The 22,310-nt window shown below is 56.0% G+C and carries 15 protein-coding genes, 1 tRNA gene and 2 pseudogenes; 6 read left to right on the top strand and 12 right to left on the bottom strand.

From position 1 onward, the window contains the following. Positions 1–121: 121 nt before the first annotated feature. From grpE to LN050_01540, 4 genes are all read left to right on the top strand, one after another. Positions 122–745 carry a nucleotide exchange factor GrpE gene (gene grpE, locus LN050_01555; GenBank protein UFS56584.1) on the top strand — a complete coding sequence of 208 codons (624 nt, stop codon included), beginning with the start codon at positions 122–124 and terminating at the stop codon, positions 743–745. Between the two features lie 148 nt (positions 746–893). Next, positions 894–2,810: a molecular chaperone DnaK gene (dnaK, locus tag LN050_01550; protein UFS56583.1), complete on the top strand. Its 1,917-nt coding sequence runs from the start codon at positions 894–896 to the stop codon at positions 2,808–2,810. An 83-nt stretch (positions 2,811–2,893) separates the two neighbouring features. Next, complete coding sequence (dnaJ, locus tag LN050_01545; GenBank protein ID UFS56582.1) at positions 2,894–4,018, top strand: molecular chaperone DnaJ; 1,125 nt, start codon at positions 2,894–2,896, stop codon at positions 4,016–4,018. A 33-nt stretch (positions 4,019–4,051) separates the two neighbouring features. Then, positions 4,052–5,341, top strand: a complete 1,290-nt coding sequence (locus tag LN050_01540) for a lytic murein transglycosylase (GenBank protein ID UFS56581.1) — start codon at positions 4,052–4,054, stop codon at positions 5,339–5,341. A 143-nt stretch (positions 5,342–5,484) separates the two neighbouring features. On the opposite strand, the pseudogene LN050_01535 reads toward LN050_01540, so the two are convergent. The 6 genes and pseudogenes from LN050_01535 to LN050_01510 all read right to left on the bottom strand — a co-directional run bounded on the left by LN050_01535 (position 5,485) and on the right by LN050_01510 (position 12,585). Continuing rightward, positions 5,485–6,449 (bottom strand): annotated as a pseudogene (locus LN050_01535) (nitronate monooxygenase family protein). Between the two features lie 42 nt (positions 6,450–6,491). Continuing rightward, positions 6,492–8,290, bottom strand: a pseudogene (locus LN050_01530) (acyl-CoA dehydrogenase). Positions 8,291–8,371: 81 nt separating this feature from the next. Further along, the gene (locus LN050_01525) at positions 8,372–9,304 is read right to left on the bottom strand and encodes an electron transfer flavoprotein subunit alpha/FixB family protein (protein UFS56580.1); all 933 of its coding nucleotides are present in this window, start codon (positions 9,302–9,304) and stop codon (positions 8,372–8,374) included. Positions 9,305–9,351: 47 nt separating this feature from the next. Next, the gene (locus tag LN050_01520; protein ID UFS56579.1) at positions 9,352–10,104 is read right to left on the bottom strand and encodes an electron transfer flavoprotein subunit beta/FixA family protein; all 753 of its coding nucleotides are present in this window, start codon (positions 10,102–10,104) and stop codon (positions 9,352–9,354) included. Positions 10,105–10,257: 153 nt separating this feature from the next. Then, complete coding sequence (locus LN050_01515; GenBank protein UFS56578.1) at positions 10,258–11,553, bottom strand: mechanosensitive ion channel; 1,296 nt, start codon at positions 11,551–11,553, stop codon at positions 10,258–10,260. A 120-nt stretch (positions 11,554–11,673) separates the two neighbouring features. Beyond that, complete coding sequence (locus tag LN050_01510; GenBank protein ID UFS57290.1) at positions 11,674–12,585, bottom strand: histone deacetylase family protein; 912 nt, start codon at positions 12,583–12,585, stop codon at positions 11,674–11,676. 299 nt (positions 12,586–12,884) lie between these two features. Here LN050_01510 and mltB point away from each other — a divergent pair, with 299 nt between their 5' ends. Then, entirely contained in the window at positions 12,885–14,057 is a 1,173-nt protein-coding gene (gene mltB, locus LN050_01505; protein ID UFS56577.1) for a lytic murein transglycosylase B, read from the top strand. Positions 14,058–14,118: 61 nt separating this feature from the next. Here the strand turns inward: mltB and LN050_01500 are convergent, their stop codons facing one another. Continuing rightward, the gene (locus LN050_01500; GenBank protein ID UFS56576.1) at positions 14,119–16,674 is read right to left on the bottom strand and encodes a DNA internalization-related competence protein ComEC/Rec2; all 2,556 of its coding nucleotides are present in this window, start codon (positions 16,672–16,674) and stop codon (positions 14,119–14,121) included. 108 nt (positions 16,675–16,782) lie between these two features. On the opposite strand from LN050_01500, the gene LN050_01495 reads away from it, so the two are divergent. After that, complete coding sequence (locus LN050_01495) at positions 16,783–17,247, top strand: RidA family protein (protein UFS56575.1); 465 nt, start codon at positions 16,783–16,785, stop codon at positions 17,245–17,247. Here LN050_01495 and LN050_01490 read toward each other — a convergent pair. The 5 genes from LN050_01490 to pheT form a co-directional block, all read right to left on the bottom strand. Then, positions 17,244–18,443 carry a hypothetical protein gene (locus tag LN050_01490; GenBank protein UFS56574.1) on the bottom strand — a complete coding sequence of 400 codons (1,200 nt, stop codon included), beginning with the start codon at positions 18,441–18,443 and terminating at the stop codon, positions 17,244–17,246. The two genes, LN050_01495 and LN050_01490, sit on opposite strands and share 4 nt — an antisense overlap. Before the next feature lie 206 nt (positions 18,444–18,649). Continuing rightward, positions 18,650–18,726 (bottom strand) — tRNA-Pro (locus LN050_01485). A gap of 65 nt (positions 18,727–18,791) precedes the next feature. Beyond that, complete coding sequence (locus LN050_01480) at positions 18,792–19,247, bottom strand: MerR family transcriptional regulator (protein UFS56573.1); 456 nt, start codon at positions 19,245–19,247, stop codon at positions 18,792–18,794. A 135-nt stretch (positions 19,248–19,382) separates the two neighbouring features. Then, the gene (locus LN050_01475) at positions 19,383–19,712 is read right to left on the bottom strand and encodes an integration host factor subunit alpha (GenBank protein ID UFS56572.1); all 330 of its coding nucleotides are present in this window, start codon (positions 19,710–19,712) and stop codon (positions 19,383–19,385) included. Between the two features lie 121 nt (positions 19,713–19,833). Further along, the gene (gene pheT / locus LN050_01470) at positions 19,834–22,251 is read right to left on the bottom strand and encodes a phenylalanine--tRNA ligase subunit beta (GenBank protein UFS56571.1); all 2,418 of its coding nucleotides are present in this window, start codon (positions 22,249–22,251) and stop codon (positions 19,834–19,836) included. Positions 22,252–22,310 lie beyond the last annotated feature (59 nt).

Raw genomic sequence — 22,310 nt, 5'->3', positions numbered from 1 at the left:
TTTGGCCACAACTTGCTAGCAGCAGCTCTTGAAATCCGCTGCACGCAGCCCCATATGCAAACGTAAGCCAACTATTGGTTGCCAAACCGACGTACCGCACTTACCCGCTATATCCAACGCCATGACAGACCCAAACACCAACTCACAAGCAGACGCACAGCCCAACGCCGACGACAAACCCGCGGAGCAACCCCACGCCACCAATGGCGCCGACCTGGCAGCCGAGCTGGCGGCAGGCCTCAACACAACGGCTGAGCAGCCCGCCATGCCAGGCGCTGACGCACCCGTCACCATAGAGTCATTGCAGGCCGCGCTGGCTGCGGCGCAAGACGAAGTCAAAGACACTTTTTTGCGCGCCAAGGCGGACGTTGAAAACGCCAGACGCCGCGCAGATGAGGACGTGCAAAAAGCGCGCAAGTTTGCGGTTGAGAGCTTTGCTGAAAGCCTGCTGCCCGTCATCGACAGCTTTGATGCGGCATTGGCCACAGACACAGCCACCATAGAGCAAATGCGCGAAGGCATTGTGGCCACGCACAAGCAATTGATCAGCGCACTTGAGCGCAACAAGGTAGTGGCCTTGGCGCCTGAGGCAGCCACCAAGTTTGATCCGCACCAGCACCAAGCCATTAGCGTGGTGCAGGCCGAGCAAGAGCCCAACACGGTCGTGACTGTGCTGCAAAAGGGCTACATGATCGCCGAACGCGTGATGCGCCCAGCGCTGGTCACAGTAACTGCGCCCAAATAAGCAAAAAAAGGGGCAATCCTTTGTTTCACCTCTTGAAATAGCGGAATCAGCACCTACCTAACAAGCAAGGCCGCAGCAACAGGCAAACGCCGCTACAAAGCGACCCGCTTTTTTAAATTTAAAAATTAAACGTATTTGGAGTTTCATCATGGGAAAAATCATTGGCATTGACTTGGGCACCACCAACAGCTGCGTATCCGTCATGGAGGGCAACAACACCCGCGTGATCGAAAACAGTGAAGGCACCCGCACCACGCCTTCCGTGATCGCCTATCAAGAAGACGGCGACATTTTGGTGGGCGCGCCTGCCAAGCGCCAAGCCGTCACCAACCCCACCAACACGGTGTACGCTGTCAAGCGCTTGATCGGCCGCAAGTTTGCCGAAAAAGAAGTGCAAAAAGACATAGACTTGATGCCTTACAAAATCGCCAAAGCCGATAACGGCGACGCTTGGGTGGAAATTCGCGGTGAAAAACTGGCCCCACCACAGGTGAGTGCTGAAATTTTGCGCAAGATGAAGAAAACCGCCGAAGACTACTTGGGCGAAGCGGTCACTGAAGCCGTCATCACAGTGCCTGCCTACTTCAACGACGCACAGCGCCAAGCCACCAAAGACGCCGGTCGTATTGCTGGCCTTGATGTGAAGCGCATCATCAACGAACCAACTGCTGCTGCATTGGCTTTTGGCCTGGACAAGCAATCCAAAGGCGACCGCAAAATTGCGGTCTACGACCTGGGCGGTGGCACATTTGACGTGTCCATCATTGAAATTGCAGACGTAGATGGCGAGAAGCAGTTTGAAGTGTTGTCAACCAACGGCGACACCTTTTTGGGCGGCGAAGACTTTGACCAACGCATCATCGACTTCATCATTGCCGAGTTCAAGAAGGAGCAAGGCGTTGACTTGTCTAAAGATGTATTGGCCTTGCAGCGCCTGAAAGAAGCCGCCGAGAAAGCCAAAATCGAGTTGTCTAACGGCTCACAAACAGACATCAACCTGCCCTACATCACCGCTGACGCATCAGGCCCTAAGCACTTGAACATCAAGATGACTCGCGCCAAGCTGGAGAGCCTGGTAGATGAGCTGATAGAGCGCACCATTGCGCCTTGCCGCACCGCCATTAAAGACGCTGGCATCAGCGTGTCAGATATCAACGACGTGATTTTGGTAGGCGGTATGAGCCGCATGCCTAAAGTCCAGGAAAAAGTCAAGGAATTCTTTGGCAAAGAGCCGCGCCGTGACGTAAACCCTGATGAAGCCGTCGCAGTAGGCGCCGCCATTCAAGGCCAGGTGTTGTCTGGTGACCGCTCTGATGTGTTGCTGTTAGACGTCACACCACTGTCCTTGGGCATTGAGACCATGGGCGGCGTGATGACCAAGATGATCACCAAGAACACCACCATTCCTACCAAGTTCAGCCAGGTGTTCTCTACCGCAGACGACAACCAGCCGGCGGTGACCATCAAGGTTTACCAAGGTGAGCGCGAGATTGCCTCTGGCAACAAGAGCCTGGGCGAATTCAACCTTGAAGGCATACCACCAGCAGCGCGTGGAACACCACAAATCGAGGTGACTTTTGATATTGATGCCAACGGCATTTTGCACGTGAGCGCCAAGGACAAAGGTACGGGTAAAGAAAACAAGATCACCATCAAGGCCAACTCAGGTTTGTCGGATGAAGAAATCGAACAAATGGTCAAGGACGCCGAAGTCAATGCGGCAGATGACAAGAAAAAAGTTGAGCTGGTGCAGGCCCGCAACCAAGCTGAAGCCATGCTCAACAGCGTCAAGAAGAGTTTGGGCGAGCACGGCGACTCTTTAGAGGCCGGTGAAAAAGAGGCTGTAGAAGCCGCCATCACTGATCTGGAAGAAGAACTCAAGGGCGAAGACAACAAGCAAGCCCTGGAAGAGAAAACCAACGCCTTGATGACAGCCAGCCAAAAGCTGGGCGAAAAGATGTACGCCGACATGCAAGGTGGCGAACAAGCCAGTGCTGGCAACAACAGCAAGCCAGTCGACGACGACGTGGTGGATGCCGAAGTAAAAGAAGTGAAAAAAGACTAAGCCGTCTGCTTCACGCCCGCCGCGTTAGTGCCACCAGGCGCTGGCGCGGCTTTTGACTTTAACCGCAACGAGACGACCAAACCATGGCCAAAAGAGATTTTTACGAAGTACTAGGCGTGCCCAAAAACGCCAGTAACGACGAGATCAAGAAAGCCTATCGCAAACTCGCGATGAAGCACCACCCTGACCGCAATCAGGGCAACGCGGACGCAGAATCCAAGTTCAAAGAGGCCAAAGAAGCCTATGAAATGCTGTCTGACCCCGAGAAGAAGGCAGCCTATGATCAATACGGCCACGCCGGCGTAGACCCCAACATGCGCGGTGGCGCGGGGGGCCATGGTGACTTTGGCAATGCATTTGGCGATATTTTTGGTGACATTTTTGGTGGCGGACGCCGAGGCGGTGGCGGCGGTGGGCGTCAAGTACACCGAGGCAATGACTTGTCATACGCCATGGAAATCACGCTGGAAGAGGCCGCTGCCGGTAAAGACTCGCAAATCCGCATTCCGTCTTGGGACGACTGCAACAGCTGTGACGGCACCGGCGCCAAGCCTGGCACTCAAGCTAAAACCTGTACCACTTGCCATGGCTCAGGCCAAGTGCAAATGCGCCAAGGCTTTTTCAGCGTGCAGCAAACCTGCCCGCATTGTCACGGTGTTGGCAAAATCATCTCTGACCCATGCAACACCTGCCATGGTCAGGGCAAAAACAAGGTCAACAAGACGCTTGAGATCAAGATACCCGCTGGTATTGACGACGGCATGCGCATTCGCAGCACAGGCAACGGTGAACCCGGCCACAACGGCGGCCCACCCGGTGACTTGTTCATTGAAATCCGCCTTAAAAAGCACGACATCTTTGAGCGCGATGGCGACGACTTGCACTGCCAGGTACCGGTGCAACTCACCACTGCTGCATTGGGTGGCGAGATTGACGTACCCACGCTCAACGGCAAGGCCACCATTGAGATACCTGATGGCACGCAGAACGGCAAAACATTCCGCCTGCGTGGCAAAGGCATTAAAGGCGTACGCTCTAGCGTAGCCGGTGATTTGTACTGCCACATCTCTGCAGAAACCCCTGTCAAGCTCACAGAGCACCAGCGCAAGCTGCTCAAAGAGCTAGACGAGTCTTTCCGCAAAGCTGGCACCAAGCACAGCCCTCAAGACCAAGGGTGGTTTGAGAAGGCCAAGGCCTTCTTTTCCTGACTTGGCAGCACGCACACCACCAACAAGCCCCATATGGGCAACGAACAAGCCACCGATGCCAACGTCAGTGGCTTTTTCTTTATGATTAAAAGCATGACTACACACTCTCGCTTATCAGCACGCCATGCCCTTTTAGCAATCGCATCGGCACTGGCCATCTCTACGGTTCATGCCCAACAGACCGACCAGCCGCTGGCGCAAAGTTGTATCAATGAACTGCGCAGCAAAGCAACGCGAGCAGGTGTGACCAACGCTACGTTTGACCAAGCCATGCAAGGCGTAATGGCCAAGCCTGAATTGATGGACAAGCTCAACTACCAGCCAGAGTTCAAACTGCCTATTTGGGACTATTTGGCCAGCCTTGTGGACGATGAGCGGGTATCAGACGGCGCAGCCATGTTGGTGCAATACAAAACCGAGCTCGCTGCCATAGCCCAGCAATACGGCGTTGACCAAGAAACCATAGTGGCGGTTTGGGGTGTTGAGAGCAACTACGGGCAAAACACGGGTGGGCGCGATATTGTTGAGTCGCTGGCAACACTGAGTTGCATGGGTAGACGCCAGAACTTTTTCTCTGGCGAGTTTGTGGCTGCACTCAAAATTGTGCAAGCGGGTGACTTTGAGCGTGCGTTGTTCAAAGGCTCGTGGGCTGGAGCCTTTGGGCAAACGCAGTTCATGCCATCCACGTTTTTACGTTTGGCAGTTGACGGCGATGGTGACGGCAAACGCAACCTCATCACCAACCCAATAGACGCCCTCGCCTCCACCGCCAACTTTTTAAAGCGTGCAGGCTGGAAGGCTGGCCAGACATGGGGCTTTGAAGTCAAGCTCAACAAAGGCACGCCAGGTGTGACCGGGCGCAAGTCCATGCGTGGCATGTCTTATTGGGTGGGGCAAGGCCTTAGCCGCGTTGATGGCTCACACTTGATAGGTGGTGGTATTGACAACGACACAAATGCCGCCTTGCTATTGCCAGCTGGTGATAACGGCCCCGCGTTTTTATTGCTGAACAACTTCAAGGCCATTTACAGCTACAACGCCTCTGAGAGCTACGGCCTAGCGATTGCCCACTTGTCAGACCGCTTGCGCGGACAGGGTGTGTTCGCGACGCCTTGGCCTACTGATGACGCAGGATTGAGTCGCACCGAAAAACGCGAGGTGCAAACGCTATTGCTGGCACGCGGACACGACATAGGCGAAGTAGACGGCGCACTGGGCACCAGAAGCCAGGCCGCTATCAAACTGGAGCAGCAACGCCTGGAGCATGAAGCGTCTGGGCGTGCTGGACAGAAGCTGCTGGCAGCACTTAGAGCAGGCCTGTAAGCGCTCACCACCAGGCCCAAACGCGCATCGAACGCGCACCGAGCGTTCATGGCGCGCTATGTCGATCATCATGGGTGCCCGGTTCAGCCGGGCAATGTCACGTTTGTGCTGGGTCAGTCTGTGCGTTTTTTCTCAGTGCAGTATCACAGCAATGCACTTTTAGCTTGTGCGTACTGAGCCTTTAATTGCGCAATGTACTCACCCGCTGTTTGCACTTTGTCAACAGCGCCAATGCCTTGACCACAGCCCCATATGTCTTTCCAGGCCTTTTTAGCGTCGCCGCCAAAGTTCATGGCAGAGGGGTCGCTGTCAGGCAAATTGGCTGGGTCCAGGCCCGCGGCCTTGATACTGGGTGCCAGGTAGTTGCCATGTACGCCGGTAAACAGATTGCTGTACACAATATCATCACTGTTGCCGTCCACAATGGCTTGCTTGTAATCAGGTGTGGCGCGCGCTTCTTCAGTGGCAATAAAGGCGGAGCCCATGTAGGCAAAGTCGGCACCCATGGCTTGCGCGGCCAACACGCGCCTTGGCCTGTTGAGATAGAGCCGCTTAATGCCACTGGTCCGTCAAACCATTGGCGAATCTCTGAGATCAATGCAAAAGGGCTTTTCACACCAGCATGACCGCCAGCGCCCGCAGCCACAGCAATCAAGCCATCAGCGCCTTTGTCTATGGCTTTGTGTGCATGCCTATTGTTGATGATGTCGTGCAACACCACGCCGCCGTAGCTGTGCGCGGCACTGTTGATGTCTTCAACCGCGCCCAAGCTGGTGATGATGATTGGCACCTTGTACTTCACGCACATGGCCATGTCATGTTCAAGACGGTCGTTGCTCTTGTGCACAATCTGGTTAATGGCAAACGGCGCAGCGGGCTTGTCTGGATGCGCTGCATTGTGTGCGGCCAAAGCCTCGGTAATTTCAATCAGCCATTCCTCGAGTTGCTCTTTGGGCCTTGCATTCAGCGCCGGCATTGAGCCTACAACGCCGGCAATACACTGGGCAATCACCAGCTTGGGGTTGCTGATAATGAACAGCGGTGAGCCAATCACTGGAAATGGCAAGTGCGCCAATGCGCCAGGAAGTGTGCGTTTAGTAGAACTCATGGTGTCTCCAAAAAGTAATAAGAGTGTGTTGGCCTGTCGTCGTCAGAAAGCCTCTAGCGCCATGGCATTCACGCTGTCTGCGCCGCTCACAATGCTGTCACGCAATGCAGGCACTTTAGACAGTATGTGGTCTGCATAAAAGCGTGTGGTGACCAGTTTGGCATCTACAAAACCCGCACCAAATGACTCATCACCTGCAGCCTTGAGTGCCAGCGCAGCCAACATGGCTCTGCCCATTTGCCAGCCTGCCATGACATTGCCCGTGAGCATGAGGTAAGGCACACTGCCTGCAAAAGCCGCGTTGGGGTTGGCACTGGCGTTGATGGCAATAAACTCTGCAGCCTCTACAAAGGCAACACGCGCCTCAGACAGGCGCTGGGCAAAGGCTTTGGCCGACGCATCACCATTGGCCAGCATGGCTTGCTCGGTAGCCTCAATCTGTGCGGCCAGGGCTTTGGCTTGCTGGGCGCCGTCACGCGCGGTTTTACGTCCTACCAAGTCGTTGGCCTGAATGGCTGTGGTGCCCTCGTAAATGGTGAGAATTTTGGCGTCGCGGTAGTACTGCGCCGCGCCAGTTTCTTCAATAAAGCCCATACCGCCGTGCACTTGCACGCCAAGGCTGGTCACGTCCAGGCTCATTTCGGTGCTGAAACCCTTGACCAGCGGCACCATGAACTCGTAAAACGCCTTGTTGTCTTTGCGCACCGCCGCGTCGGGGTGACCATGCGCGGCATCAAAGGCTGCAGCCGCAGATGCGGCCAAAGCGCGACAACCTTCTGTGTAGGCACGCATGGTCATGAGCATGCGTTTGACATCAGGGTGGTGAATGATAGGGGCGGACTGGTTCATAGAGCCATCCACAGGGCGGCTTTGCACGCGGTCACGCGCGTACTGCACCGCCTTTTGGTAGGCACGCTCAGCAATGGCTATACCCTGCACACCCACCGCATAGCGCGCCGCGTTCATCATGATGAACATGTACTCCAGGCCACGGTTTTCCTCACCGACCAAAAAGCCAGTGGCGCCACCCGCGTCACCAAACTGCAACACAGCGGTTGGGCTGGCCTTGATGCCCATTTTGTGCTCAATGCTCACGCACTTCACATCATTGCGCGCGCCCAAAGCGCCCCCTCAACCACCATGAATTTGGGCACCACAAACAGGCTGATTCCCTTTACACCTGCGGGTGCCCCTTCTACGCGGGCAAGCACCAAATGCACAATATTCTCGGCCATATCATGCTCACCGTAGGTGATGTAAATTTTGGTGCCTGATATTTTGTAAGTACCATCTGGTTGAGGCACAGCCTTTGTGCGCACCAGCGCGAGATCCGAGCCGGCTTGCGGCTCAGTCAGGTTCATGGTGCCAGTCCACTGGCCGCTGATGAGCTTTTCCAGGTAGGTATTTTTTAAATCGTCGCTGGCCGCTGTAATGAGTGCCTCAATGGCGCCATCAGTTAGCAATGGGCACAGCGCAAAACTCATGTTGGCTGAGTTCAACATCTCGCCGCAAGCCGCACCAATTGTTTTGGGCAAGCCTTGTCCACCAAAGTCTGTGGGGTGTTGCAGGCCTTGCCAACCCGCCTCGCCGTACAACTTGAATGCCTCTTTGAAGCCGGGCGTGGTTTTGACTTCAAAATTGTCCCAATGGCTGGGGTTGATGTCCCCTGCCCAGTTCAGCGGGGCCAATACTTCTTCGTTGAACTTGGCGCACTCTTCGAGCACAACTTGTGCGGTCTCAAAGCCAGCATCTTCAAAACCTGGCATTTGCGCCACGGCTTCAATGTCAGCCACATGGCGCATGTTGAAGAGCATGTCTTGTACGGGGGCTTTATAGGTCATCTTCAGTCTCCAAATATCAATTTACGGGTGGCGTTTCAGGCAAAAAAAGCGCTGAACAACCAGCGCCTTTTGCCCCGCGCCTTAAAGGCTCTTGGTCAGCTCGGGTACGGCCTCAAACAAGTCGGCCTCAAGGCCGTAGTCAGATACGCCAAAGATGGGCGCTTCTGGATCTTTGTTAATGGCAACAATGACCTTGCTGTCTTTCATACCTGCCAAGTGCTGAATGGCGCCGCTGATACCTGCGGCAACGTACAACTGTGGGGCCACAATCTTGCCGGTTTGGCCCACTTGCCAGTCGTTGGGGGCGTAACCTGCGTCAACGGCGGCGCGGCTTGCACCCACGGCTGCGCCCAGCTTGTCGGCCAAGGGAATCATCACATCATTGAACTTTTCTTCGCTGCCCAAAGCGCGGCCACCAGACACAATGATCTTGGCCGCAGTCAGCTCTGGCCTGTCGTTGGCGGCGATTTCGCTGCCCACAAAGCTGGACTTGCCAGACCCCGCTGCCGCGGCGACTGAGTCTGTAGAAGCTGAACCGCCTGTAGCTACAGCGGCGTCAAAACCGGTCGTGCGCACGGTAATGACCTTGGTGGCATCTGTGCTTTGCACGGTGGCAATGGCGTTGCCTGCGTAAATCGGGCGCTCAAAGGTGTCTGGCGCAAGGACTTTGGAAATGTCAGAGATTTGCGCCACATCCAGCTTGGCGGCTACGCGCGGTGCAATGTTTTTACCGGATGCGGTCGCTGGAAACAAAATATGGCCGTAGCTGCCAGCCACTGCCAGCACTTGTGCCGCCACAGCTTCAGCCAGTCCGTGCTCAAACGACGCATCTTCAGCGTGCAGCACCTTGGCTACACCTGCAATTTGTGCGGCTGCGGCTGCGGCTGCGGCTGCATTGTGTCCTGCTACCAGCACATGCACATCGCCGTCGCAGGCCAGCGCGGCGGTCACGGTGTTCAGCGTAGCGCCCTTGATAGAGGCGTTGTCGTGTTCTGCAATTACGAGAGCGGTCATAACGGTGTCTTCTCTATAAATAGTGGTTGGAGTCAGCGGCGGGCGGCTTAGCCCAGAACCTTGGCTTCATTTTTCAGCTTGTCTACCAACGTGGCAACGTCTGGCACCATGATGCCGGCGCTGCGCTTGGGTGGCTCTGCAACCTTGAGGGTCTTCAAGCGAGGGGCTACGTCCACACCCAGCTCCTCTGGCTTGTAGGTATCCACGGTTTTCTTTTTTGCCTTCATGATGTTGGGCAGCGTGACATAGCGTGGCTCGTTCAAGCGCAAGTCGGTGGTGATAACCGCTGGCAACTGAATAGCCAAGGTCTCCAGACCGCCGTCTACTTCGCGTGTGACCGTGGCTTTACCGTCTGCCACTTCAACTTTGTTGGCGAACGTGGCCTGCGGCCAGTCTGCCAAGGCGGCCAGCATTTGGCCTGTTTGGTTGCTGTCGTCGTCAATGGCCTGTTTGCCCAAAATCACCAAGTCAGGTTGCTCTTTGTCCACCAGTGCCTTCAGCAGCTTGGCTACGGCCAGGGGCTGCAACTCGGCGTCTGTCTCAACCAAAATGGCACGGTCAGCGCCTATGGCCATGGCGGTACGCAGGGTTTCGGTACATTGGGTGACGCCGCAAGACACAGCAATAACCTCAGTTACCACGCCCTTTTCGCGCAAGCGTACGGCTTCCTCAACTGCGATCTCGTCAAATGGGTTCATGCTCATCTTGACGTTGGCGATGTCAACGCCAGAGCCGTCTGACTTCACGCGGACCTTGACGTTGTAGTCAACAACGCGCTTGACTGGGACTAAAACTTTCATAACGACACTCCTGATTGAGCAATAGACACAAATGGCTGATGATAAGTGGATAAGGATTGACGTTTACGTAAACGTCAATCTAATCTTCAAGTGTATCAGTTGCAGGTCACTAAAAACGAACGACCGTGCTTTTTTTGAATTATAAGGTAAGTGTCAGCCCTGGGTGTCGCGCTTGAGATGAACAACACGCTGGGGATAAGGGATTTCAATACCGTGCTCGCGCAGCAGCCTCAGAATTTCGAAGTTGATGCTGGACAACACATTCATGCGGCCGTTCTCCGGGTCAGCTATCCAGTAGCCCACTCTAAAGATCAAGCCGTCGGCGCCAAACTCCACCAGAGACACGCTTGGTGCGGGCTCGGTCAAGACCCTTTGCTGCGAGGTTGCAGCACTGAGCAACAACGCGCTGACCTTGTCTACATCGCTGTCATAGGCCACACCAACTGTGGTTGACTGCCATATGCGCGTATCCGCCAAGGACAGGTTTTCCACACGATTGATCAACAACATTTCGTTGGGCACTATGGACTCTTGCCCCAGCAAAGAGCGAATCACGGTGTAGCGCGCTCGAATATCGGTGATAGCACCTTCAAAGCCGTCCACGCTCACCATGTCGCCAATGCGCAGACTGCGCTCAGCCAGAATAACAAAGCCACTCACATAGTTGGAAGCCAGCTTTTGCAGGCCAAAGCCAATACCCACACCAATAGCGCCACCCAACACAGACAGCGCGGTGAGATCAATTCCAACCGCCGTCAAGGCCACCATCAAACCCACAAACAGCAGCACCACGCGAATCATGTTGCTGATGGCTTTGCGCACCGACAACTCGCCACCCTGCGCGTTGGATAACAGCTTGTGATCAATGGCAGCCGACACCCACATGGCCAGCATCAACACCAAACCTGCTGTTAAAACGCCCTCCATCACTTGGCGCAAATTGATCTCTGTACCACTTAGCGAGAACTTCAGGTCAGACATCTCACTCAGCATTGACGGCAATAAATCTGTCCCCCACAGCACCAGCAACAGCCACACCAGCCATGACACCGTGCGCTCCAAACGCCTCGCCCAGCGTGAGTCTGGAAACACCGCTCGCACAATCTTCACGGATAGGCGTATGGCCACCAAGGCCATCAGCATGGGAATGGCAACAAGCAGCAACGTGATGGGAATCTGCATGCTCAGGGCAAAGCGCGCGCCCACAGTCAGCAATAGCCACAGCATGGGAAACAACGCACCGTCAAGGCCTATGCGCCCCAGCAGCACGCCGTTTTCTTCAGGCGCCGATTCCAGACTGCGGCGCAAGGCCCGCACGACATACCACGACAACAAACCACACAACACCAGCGCTGCGCACTCAAACAGTACGTTAGGCAGCATCAATTGGTCTAACCACACCGATAGACTGGCCGGTGCATTGGCCGAAGGAGAAGTTACTTTTTGCATGTATGTGGCTTAGTAAATACGCTGAAAACGGATAGACGTACACCGCATTGTGCCCTCAACTGCGGGGCGCTACGGCTGCGCTTGCACACGGCAGCCTAGCCTGTAGATTGCGCTGTGGCGCTAAGCCAAATCTGCCAGTACGCGCACATGGGCCTCGACGCTGTTGGCCAAAGCGCCCAAGTCATACCCACCCTCCAGACAACTCACAATGCGCCCTTTGCCATAGGCGTTGGCCACATCCACCAGCTGCTCTGTGATCCAGGCGTAATCGGCCTCGACCAAACCCAATTGCGCCAAGTCATCGTTTCGATGTGCATCAAAGCCCGCACTAACAAGCAGCAACTCGGGTTGATACGCATGCAGTGCAGGCAGCCACTGCTCGGTCACTATGTTTCGTATGGCTTCGCCGGCAGCGTATGCTGGCACCGGCACATTGTGCAAATTGGCGCTGCCGTCAAAGGGCTCGTCGTACGGGTAAAACGGGTGCTGGAAAAAACTGAACATCTCGATACCGCTGACACCTTGCACCACGTCTTGCGTGCCATTGCCGTGGTGCACGTCAAAGTCAACAATGGCCACGCGCTGCACGCCGTGCACCGCTTGGGCATAGCGCGCCGCCAGGGCCACATTGCTGAAAAAGCAAAAACCCATGGCTTGGGCGCGCTTGGCGTGGTGTCCGGGCGGCCTGGTGGCGCAAAACACATTGGCCAGCAACCCATTCATGACGGCATCAACGCCGGCCATGGCCGCACCGGCCGCACGCAAGGCCGCTTGCCACGTGTGCGCATTCATCAGTGTGTCGGGGTCAATTTGGAGATGGCTCAAACCGCTCACATCTTTCAACGCGGTTGCCAAGCGCTGTGAGTGGCTCAGTATGTTGTCCACGTGCTCTGGCGTATGCGCCAACAGCAAGTCATTGATATGAGCCAATGGCGCATCTAAAGCCACCAGGGCGTCTGCCACACCGGTAACGAGCAAACGGTCGTCTATGGCGCTCAAGCGCTGCGGACATTCGGGGTGGTTTGCACCCATGTCGTGTAAGCGGCAGTCGCTGTGACTGAGCAAGCCTGTACCGTGAGACCTGGACACACCTCCAAGCTGAGGCAACAAGGCCTCTACATAATGCCCCACAAGACCCTGTGCAGGCTTTTTTGCAGATGGGTTGGCAGCGCTGGCTGACGCGTCGTGAGGATTCAATTGCACCATGGATGGGCAGCTTAGCACGACAAATTGCCCACAAACTGACACCTTCAAAGCTGCTGCAGGCCATCAAGCATTGTCACTTGAGACACAATAACGCTTGTCAGCCAGTAGTTTTAGAAAGCACTCTTTTGCCCGCCACCTTGTTGCCCAGCGTATTTGAGCCCATCCGTGCACCGCAGCTACCGGCATCGGACCTTGCAACGCTCAGGCGGCGTTTGGCGGGCTTGGCATGTTACGGCTTGCTGGCTTGCACCAGTCATGCCACCAGCGCGCCCACTGAGCCCCACATTGCGATTTCTGCTGCGCCAGCAAAAGCCCGCCTTGAGCTGCGCACCGAGCGCACCCAGGCCCACTACGCCACGCGTCAAGACGCTATGGCGTTTGCCACCAACTGGGCCAATGCCAATGGCGTAAACCCGCAGCAAGCCCTGGCTGCCATTGGTGCTGCCAACAAGCTAGACCGCGTGATAAAGCTGGTCACACCAGCGCCCACAACATTCAAGAAAGATTGGCGCAGCTACCGCGCACGCTTTGTAGAGCCTGTGCGCCTGAAGGCGGGGCGCGCGTTTTGGCGAGCCAACGCACAAACGCTGCGGCGTGCGCAAGCCATCTACGGCGTTCCAGCATGGTTGATAGTCGGCGTCATTGGTGTAGAGAGCTTGTACGGCCAGCACAAAGGCGACTTTGCAACGCTGGATGTGCTGAGCACTTTGGCCTTTGACTTTCCCAAAGCGCACCCCAAATGGGCAGCGCGCCAAGCGTTTTTCAACGATGAGCTGGCCGCGTTTTTAAAACTCGCAGGCGCACAAGACAAGCCGATAGAGCAATGGGTAGGCAGCTATGCCGGTGCACTGGGTTGGCCACAGTTCATGCCCTCCAGCTGGCAAAGGTTTGCTGTGGACTTTGACAAGGACGGCCACATTGACTTGCTCAATAGCCAAGCCGATGTCATTGGCTCAGTGGCCAACTACTTCAAAGCCTTTGGCTGGCAAACCGATATGCCCACGCACTACCGCGTAAAGGTTGACCCTAAAAGCCCTGCCCTTGCAGAACTGCTGGCACCAGACATAGTGCCCAGCTTTAGTGCGAGCTACCTGCACAACAACGGCGCGCGCCTGCGCAAGGACGGGCTGGCCCATCAAGACAAGCTGGCGCTGGTGCGACTGGACAACGCCAAAGGCAAGCCCACCTATGTTGCTGGCACACACAATTTTTATGTGGTCACCCGCTACAACTGGAGCAGCTACTACGCCTTAGCGGTTATTCACTTGGGGCAAGCTGTAGAAAACAGCATGCGATAGCCGCGTGGCCGGTCAGACCGGGGAGCTTTTGTGCATGCAGGTAGCCGCCAGCGCAAGCGCCTCAAGGCCTGTGTTGCCAATGCTTTGGGCGCATCTCACGCTCGCAACCGAGCTGACGGGGTTGGCTGCTGCGCCAGGTGGCCGCACCGCAGTGAACGGTATCTTGCCACTGCATGTGCCACTTTGATGCAAGCAGGCTTAAGCGCCGCAGCACAGCGGCGCTTGGATGTGCGTAACGGTTGCGGTAGCCCGCTTGCATCACCACCCAATTGGGCCTGACATAGTTCAGCCACGCAGCACTGGTGGACGTAGCCGCCCCATGATGGCCTGCCACCAACACCGTGGGCAAAGCGCTTTGTCCTTGCTCGCCCAAGCGCCCCATGATTGCGCGTTCTTGCGCAACGCCTGCGTCCGCCATCAGCCATACCACGGCTTGTTGATTGCTCACCCTTAGTACGCACGACTGCGCGTTGCGTTGTGACCTGCTGATGCGTGGCCACGTCGTGCTGTTGGACCTTGCGCCGGGGTGCATCCATTCAAACCAAACGCCATCCCACTGCCAACGCTTGCCTGCCCTGCACGCTTGGTAGGTGTGGCTGGCATCAGGCGGTGGTGCAAACGACGACCACACAACAGCGCCCTCAGCCACCCCAGACTGAAGCACAGAAGCGCTGCCGCCAACATGATCGTTATCAGCATGGCTCAACACCACTGCGTCCAAGTGGTCGCCCGTTGCCAACAGGTGCGGCACGATCACGCCAATGCCTGTGTCAAAACCACCGGCATACCTGGGACCAGCATCAAACAACAAGCTGTGGCGATGCGTACGCAACAGCACAGCACTGCCTTGCCCCACGTCAAACGCCAGCATCTCAAAGTTGCCGCTGGCAGGCCGAGGCGGCGTGTACAACAGCGCCACCACTACCACCCATGCCCACTGCAAACGCCAACGTATGGGCCAAGGTGCGGCCATGACAAACACAGACAAAGCCACACTCACACCCAGCCAGCTTGGCAAGGCAGCAGGCTGCGCCACCGCCCATGCAAAGTGTTGCGCCCACTGCAGCCCCGCCAATGCGGCTTGCACAATAGGCACCAGCAACTGCCAAGCCCATTGCGTTACACCACCTAACAAGCCCACCATGGCCAGCGGCAACACCACAAAACTCACAAGCGGTATGGCCAGCAAGTTCACCAACGTACCCACTACAGATACCTGGCCAAACAACAACCACGTCAGTGGCGCCAGCACCAGGCTCAAGCGCCACTGCACCCGCCACAAGGCCATCAGGCTTGCAAGCATGCGCTTTGACAGCGGCACGTCAACGGCCACGCTAGGCTGCCGGTCAACAGCTCCCAGCAGCGCAGCCACCGCCACAAAACTCAGCCAAAAGCCAGCACTGAGCACGGACCACGGATCCCAAGCCGCAACCACTGCCAACACACAAAGCCACACCGCAGGCCACGACCAACGTAGGCCAAAGACCTTTAACGCAGCCCATGCGAACAACATCAATACCGTGCGCTGAGCGGGAACGCCCCAACCCGCAAACAATGCATAAGCCAACGCACCAAGCGCTGCACCAACGGCAATGGGCACTGGTGCGTTGGCGCGACCCATTAGACGAACCCCCAGCACACGCCAAAAGCCCCACAACAAGGCGTGTGCCAGCCATGCAAACATGGTCACATGTAAACCAGAGATACTGACCAAGTGGGCAACACCTGTGTCTCTGAACAAGTCCCAGTCTGCGCTGGCAATGGCGTCTTGGTCACCCACTACAAGCGCACTCAACAAGCCAGCAACACGCGGACTGCTGGCCAAGGCAGCGCCAATGCGCTTCTTGGTATCCGCGCGCCATGCCAGCCAGCCGGTGTTGCGCGCAGGCGCCAACAATTGGGCCTGCTGATTTACCCGACTGGCCACGTAGCCCACCGCACTCAAGCCTTGGCTCCAGGCGTGCAGCTCCCAGTCAAAGCCAAATGGGTTTCGCTTGCCATGCGGTGCTTTAAGACGAACAGGCAGCAGCCACTGCTGCGTGGCAAGCAGCTCTGGCAAAGGCGCAGAGGCCTTGCCGCCCCTAGCGCCGTGGTACCAGGACAATGCAATCATTGTTGGCCACGCTTGCCATTGATCGCCTGACCAATCAGGCTCAGCGCCAGCGTCTGGCGCAACCGTGCTGACATGCGACACCTCAAACTGCCAGCGCTTTGCAAGCTCGTCGCTGTGCACCAGCGATGCTATGCGTCCACGTACCCACACGGTTGTGCCTTCCATGCTTGGGTCAATCCCCAAGGCTTGGCGGTGAGTGGCTCGCAGCCCTGTGCTGGCAAATCCCAAAAAAGCCAGGGCCAACATACTCACCAGCAAGCTAGACCACGGGCTTAACCGTGATTGAGCAACGTGAAAAAAGCCGCATGAGTCGCATAAGCAGCAAGCCAACAGCAGCAGCGCCAAAGCAAGCAATACGCTGTAACACCACGCCGACCACAAGTCAGGCTGAAACATGAGCGTGGCCACACCTGCCATCCAAGCCGTAGGCGCGCCGAACAGTAAAGCGCCAGGCCAATGCGCTAGGCGATACAAAGCCGCAGTATGTAGGTCATGGTGCAACATGGTGTAAGCCCACAAACTGAACAGTGCAGCCGCTTACACAGCGATACACATCGCACGCCAAGTCTAGAATGAGCGCTTTTAACCTAGCACCCGCAAACGGAGATCACTATGAGTGTTTACACGCAACTACAAGAACTCGGCATTGAACTGCCGCCCGTATCCGTACCCGCAGCGGCCTACAAGCCATTTACCATCGCCGGCGACATGGTGTTTTTAAGCGGCCATATCGCCAAGCAAAATGGCGTCGCTTGGGTTGGCCAATTGGGTAAGGACACAGACACGGCAACTGGCACGGCCGCTGCTCGCGCTGTTGCCATTGACTTGATGGGCACACTGCAAGCCGCCGTGGGAGGGGACCTGAACAAAGTGGTGCGCATCGTCAAGGTGATGAGCCTGGTGAACTCCACACCCACTTACACCGATCAACACATTGTGACCAATGGCTGCTCAGCGTTGCTGGGCGAGGTGTTTGGCCCAGAAGTCGGCGCACACGCGCGCAGCGCTTTTGGTGTGGCGCAACTACCCATGGGCGCGTGCGTTGAAATTGAAATGATTGCGCAAATTAAACTTTAAACGTCCAAAATTTTGGAATTAAAGATGGTGACGGCTTTGTCGACTGAGTGATCCATGTCATCAATGATGACGACCAGACCTTGGAAGACAAAGATCACCAACAACTGTGCGCCAAGCCCGGTCAGCCCGGGTGCGGCCAGCATCACCAATACAAAGTACAGGTTGGCAATGCGTTTAAGCCAGTCGTAAAACGCCGGGTGAAAACACACTTGGGTTCTGGTCAGGAAGGCCGACATACGCTGCGTCAGCACCGCGTGAAACGGCACATCCATGCTTGGACGCGTGGCCACCACGTCGCGAATATTGGCCAATAACTGATTGGTGCTGGCCTTCATGGCCTCGTAGCTCAACTCTTCTTGCAAGTAGTGCGACAACTGCAAACGCCAACCCTCAAAATCCGGGCGCCTACCGTTGGCCTCAGCCTGATCTGCCGCATCTTTTAGCACTGTTTGAAAGTCATACTCAACGGCATTCAGTGCATCAAGCGCTGTGCGGTGTAGCTCGGTGATTTCCATTTGCTTGCGCTTTACGATGCCAAAGGTAATAGCCAGCGCAATGCCAAACACATAGCCCACAGCACTCACCGCCAACATCAGCACAGGCCGATCAAAGAAGGCGTACAAGTCAAATGAGCTCACCCGACTGACCTCTACAAACAACACGCGCAAACCCAGGTGGGCGGCCATGGCGCCAAATACCAAACTGAACACCGAAGCGCCAAATACCTCACCAATGATGTTGCTCACGCGCAGCAACTTCACAACGCGCAACAGCCTGAACAAACGCAGCAATACCAGCGAATCAATGTGCGCAGCTGGCACCACATCCATAAATACCAACACCACCATGGCCGACGGCACAATCGCCAGAGCGTCGCATAACAGCAGCAAGACGGCACGCCAATTGCTCAGCTTGGTTACGGTTATGCGCAGTATGAAGTCCACCGTAAAGATGACAAAAATCAGCAACTCGGGGATAAAAATTTGCAAACTGTTGGTAGGAAACCAACTGGGGTATTCATCAACAATAAACAAAAAGAAGATGGATGCCACGATGGTCATGGCGATTAACACCATATAGCGTCTGCCCAGCAAGGTTGTGGGTTCGCTAAGCTCACGCTCCAGGTCACGCAAACGCAACAGGCGTGCTTTGATACTGTGTTGGTTAACGTGCGCCGGGCTTGGGGGTTGGGTCATAAAGGTGTTGGGCCGCTGGGCGGCTCTGCTAGTTATGTCAGTGAGGATTGCGAACAACTATAAATACTAAAAGCAACCAACCCTAGTGGATTTGGGTCTACCCCCTTGAATATGCACAAATGCAAGTCTTTGTCGTGGGCTGTCTGTTGGATCAGAACCACACAAGAAAAAACCCGCAGCTCGTAAGAACTGCGGGTTTTCAATAATGGTCGGCGTGGCGGGATTCGAACTCGCGACCCCTTGCACCCCATGCAAGTGCGCTACCAGGCTGCGCCACACGCCGACAAGCCACAGATTATAACGTGCTGACTGTCAGCAACTGAGCACCCACCTGGTTTATTTTTAGACCTACAGGTCCAGGGTCAGAATGTCGCGTATGCGAACCAACTCAGCGCGCAAGCCCACCAAGTCATGGCTGTTGGACATGGCAAGCGGGGCGTTGTACAAATTCATCGCAGCCTGCTCTACCAACGCATTGGCGTCATCTTGCCCAAGCGCTGCATCGGCCAGGTCTGGGGACGCTTGCTTACGTGCATTGCGCTGCACATGTACCAGCTCTTGCAGTTTGTTGCGCGCACCGCTGATGGTAAAGCCCTGTTCGTACAGCAAGTCACGAATGCGCCGAATCATCAACACCTCGTGATGCTGGTAGTAGCGTCGGTTGCCCCGGCGCTTCATGGGGCGCAACTGCGTGAACTCTTGCTCCCAGTAGCGCAGCACGTGCGGCTTGACGCCGCACAGCTCGCCAACCTCACCAATGGTGAAGTAGCGCTTGGCTGGTATGGATGGGAGTGTTTGTTCCATTAACAATCTGGTGCAAGGTGCTGGCGGGTCGTCGATGAAACACGAAGAAAATTCGCCAAGGCCATGACTTTACAGCAAATCTGACACAACGCCAGTGAAGTTGTTGTGCACCTTTAAAAACTGAAAACCAAGGGCTTATGCCAAGCTGGCTACGCCCGCTTGTACTTGGTCTTTAAGCTTTGGACTGGCGTGAAATGTGACCACGCGACGCGCGGCAATGGGCACAGGCTGCCCAGTGCGTGGATTGCGCCCCGGACGTGGTGACTTGGAGCGAATTTGAAAGTTGCCAAAACCAGTGATCTTGACGTCTTCGCCGCTGACCAATTGCTCTGTGATCAAGTCAAACAGGGCCTCTACCATGTCTTTGGCTTCGCGCTTATTCAAGCCAATGTTGTCGTACAACATATCGGCCAACGCTGCTTTGGTCAGCGCCGGGGTTTCTAAGCTTTCAAACGCAAATTCCATAACTACACTCACAACTTGGGAGATTGATTTTACCCAATCGGTTCAACACCTTACCTGCACCAGGTGACAGCCAGTCGACCTAGAACTGATGGCTTACAAAAGCTTATCGGCCAATACGCATTCAAGCGCGTAACTCGCCACCCACCTCTTTTTGCAAAGCGCCCAACACACCGGCCACAGCCACTTCAACTTGCTCGTCTGTCAAGGTCGCCTCGTCAGAGCCCAGACTCAGACGAATGGCCATGCTCTTGCGCGCACTGGCAACCCCGTCCACGGGTTTGGGGCGGTAGATGTCAAACAGGCTGGCGCTCTTGAGCAAGCCTTGCGTTTGGGCACTGTTAACGGCCGCCATGACTTGGTCGTGTGTCACGGCCTCAGCCACCCACACCGCCAAGTCGCGCTCAACGCGCTGCAAGCGTGAGACCACCTGCGCCTTGGGCAACTGTCTGGCCAGCAAGGCGTCCAAGTCCAACTCAAACAGCACTGGCGCTTTGGGTAGGTCGTAGCCTTGACGCCACTGCGGGTGCAACTCGCCCACAAAGCCAATGGCTTGGTCGTCTAACAACACCTGGGCACAACGACCCGGGTGAAGTGCTGGATGTGTGGCAGCTACAAACTCAGGCTTGAGCGGCGCCAACAAAGCCTCAACATCTGCCTTCACGTCGTAAAAGTCAACGTCGCGCTCAGCCACACCCCACTGTGTAGGCTGGTTGGGACCAAAGGCCAGGCCCGCCAAACGCATGGGCTGGTCAAAGCCTGCAACCGTGGTGTCACTGTCAACAACTGCAGGGTTCTTCTTGAACACGCGGCCCAATTCAAACACGCGCACACGTGAGGCACGGCGGTCTAGATTGAACTTGAGCACTTGCACCAGGTTGCCCAACAAGCTTGAGCGCATCACGCTAAGCTGGCTTGCTATGGGGTTTAGCAGCTTGATGGGATCTGCATTACCCGCCAGCTCAGCCTCCCAGCGTGCCTCAACAAAGCTGTAGTTGATGGTTTCAAAGTAACCGCGCTGAGCCACCAATCGACGCAGGGCGTATTGGCCACGCTTTCGTTCTGAGCGTACCTTGGGCGACGTAGGCGCCAGGGGCGCGGTAGTGGGCAGTTTGTCAAAGCCCACCATGCGCACCACCTCTTCAATCAAGTCTTCTTCGAGGTGGATGTCAAAGCGTGGCGACGGTGCCACCACGTCAAGCACCCCGGGCTCAACCACCTTGACCGTCATTCCCAACAAAGACAAGGCTTGCAGACATTGCGCCTCAGTCACGGCCATGCCAATAACCTTGCTGGCACGAGCGACGCGCAAACGCACTGTGGGGTTGGTAGGCATGTTGACTTGTTGGTCGTCTATGGGACCAGCTTGTCCGCCACATATGGACAACACCAACGCAGTGATGCGCTCAATGTGCTCTACCGTTAACTGGGGATCCACACCGCGCTCAAAACGATGGCCCGCATCTGTTGAGAAGTTGAAGCGACGTGAGCGCCCAGCAATGGCCTTGGGCCACCAAAACGCGGCCTCGATGAAAATATTGGTGGTGGCATCGGTCACGGCGGTCGCGTCGCCCCCCATGATGCCGGCCAAAGACTCGACCGATTGCTCATCGGCGATCACACCGACCGACTCATCAAGGCTTACGGTGTTGCCATTGAGCAACTTGAGCTGTTCACCCGGCTGGCCCCAACGCACGGTTAAACCGCCGTGAATTGTGTCAAGGTCGAAAATATGTGATGGACGCCCCAGCTCAAACATGACGTAGTTTGAAATATCCACCAATGGGGCCACACTGCGCTGGCCACAACGTGCCAGCTTGCGCACCATCCATTGAGGCGTTTGCACTTGCGTGTTAACTCCACGCACCACGCGTCCGCTGAAGCGGCCACACAAATCGGTATCTTGTACCACCACGTTTAGCGTGTCGTTGTGGACAGGCGCAATGCTTGGGAACTGCGGCTGCACCAGCGGCGCGCCAGTAACGGCGCTAAGCTCTCGGGCCACGCCCTGAACGCTCAAGCAATGCGCCAGGTTGGGCGTGAGCTTAAGCGTAAATATGGTGTCGTCCAGGTCCAGATAGGCTCGCAGGTCTTGGCCAAGCGGCGCATCAGCGGGTAACTCCATCAAGCCTTCGCCATCCAAGTCAATACCCAGCTCAACGCTTGAGCACAACATACCGTAACTTTGAACACCACGCAGCTTGCCCACCTTGATGGCAAACGGCTTGCCGTCTTTGCCCGGCGGCAGCAAAGCACCAACAGTGGCGGTTGGCACGCGAATGCCAACGCGCGCGTTGGGTGCGCCACACACAATGGTGAGCAGCTCAGCCGCACCCACATTCACTTGGCAAACGCGCAAGCGATCAGCGTCTGGGTGCTGCTCGGCAGACACAATTTCGCCCACCACCACACCGCTGAATGCGGGTGCAGCAGTTTGCATATCTTCCACTTCCAGACCAGCCATGGTCAAGGTGTCGGCAAGTTGTTGGGTGTTTAGTGGTGGGTTGCAAAACTCACGCAACCAAGATTCTGGAAATTGCATAGGGGCTACTCGAACGCAAAAAATTCAAACTGTGTGACAAGTCACGCGGTATGCGCCAC

The organism is Comamonadaceae bacterium M7527 (assembly GCA_021044545.1).
In the GTDB taxonomy this organism is placed as follows: domain Bacteria; phylum Pseudomonadota; class Gammaproteobacteria; order Burkholderiales; family Burkholderiaceae_C; genus RS62.
The sequence above is the reverse complement of the archived record's forward strand: the minus strand, read 5'-3'. Positions and strand labels throughout refer to the sequence as shown.